The 1,153-nt window shown below is 51.0% G+C and carries 1 protein-coding gene; it reads left to right on the forward strand.

Going from position 1 to position 1,153, the window contains the following annotated elements; translation table 11 throughout:
* Positions 1-1,153, forward strand: a 1,153-nt coding sequence (gene tuf / locus GBAG_RS21720) for an elongation factor Tu (RefSeq protein WP_034500311.1), incomplete at both ends; no start/stop codon positions are given.

Genomic DNA, 1,153 nt, shown 5'->3' on the forward strand with positions numbered 1-1,153 from the left:
TGTCTAAAGAAAAATTTGAACGTACAAAACCGCACGTCAACGTCGGTACTATCGGCCACGTTGACCATGGTAAAACTACTCTGACTGCAGCAATCACTACCGTTCTGGCTAAAACCTACGGCGGTTCTGCACGCGCATTCGACCAGATCGATAACGCACCAGAAGAAAAAGCTCGTGGTATCACCATCAACACTTCCCACGTTGAATATGACACCCCGACTCGTCACTACGCGCACGTTGACTGCCCAGGGCACGCCGACTACGTTAAAAACATGATCACCGGTGCTGCTCAGATGGACGGCGCTATCCTGGTTGTTGCTGCGACTGATGGCCCAATGCCACAGACTCGTGAGCACATCCTGCTGGGTCGCCAGGTTGGCGTTCCATTCATGATCGTGTTCATGAACAAATGTGACATGGTTGATGACGAAGAGCTGCTGGAACTGGTAGAAATGGAAGTTCGTGAACTTCTGTCTGCTTATGATTTCCCGGGCGACGACATCCCAGTGGTTCGTGGTTCAGCTCTGAAAGCGCTGGAAGGCGAAGCAGAGTGGGAAGCTAAAATCATCGAGCTGGCTGGTCACCTGGATAACTACATCCCAGAACCAGAGCGTGCTATCGACAAGCCATTCCTGCTGCCAATCGAAGACGTATTCTCCATCTCCGGCCGTGGTACTGTTGTTACTGGTCGTGTAGAGCGTGGTATCATTAAAGTTGGTGAAGAAGTAGAAATCGTTGGTATCAAAGATACCGTGAAATCTACCTGTACTGGCGTTGAAATGTTCCGCAAACTGCTGGACGAAGGCCGTGCTGGTGAGAACGTTGGTGTTCTGCTGCGTGGTATTAAACGTGAAGATATCGAACGTGGTCAGGTTCTGGCTAAGCCAGGCTCTATCAAGCCGCACACTCAGTTCGAATCAGAAGTTTATATCCTGTCCAAAGATGAAGGCGGCCGTCATACTCCGTTCTTCAAAGGCTACCGTCCACAGTTCTACTTCCGTACAACTGACGTGACTGGCACCATCGAACTGCCAGAAGGCGTTGAGATGGTAATGCCGGGCGACAACATTCAAATGGTTGTTACCCTGATCCACCCAATCGCAATGGACGACGGTCTGCGTTTCGCAATCCGTGAAGGCGGCCGTACTGTAGG

Origin of the sequence: Buttiauxella agrestis ATCC 33320, from assembly GCF_000735355.1 — a bacterium.
Classification (GTDB): domain Bacteria; phylum Pseudomonadota; class Gammaproteobacteria; order Enterobacterales; family Enterobacteriaceae; genus Buttiauxella; species Buttiauxella agrestis.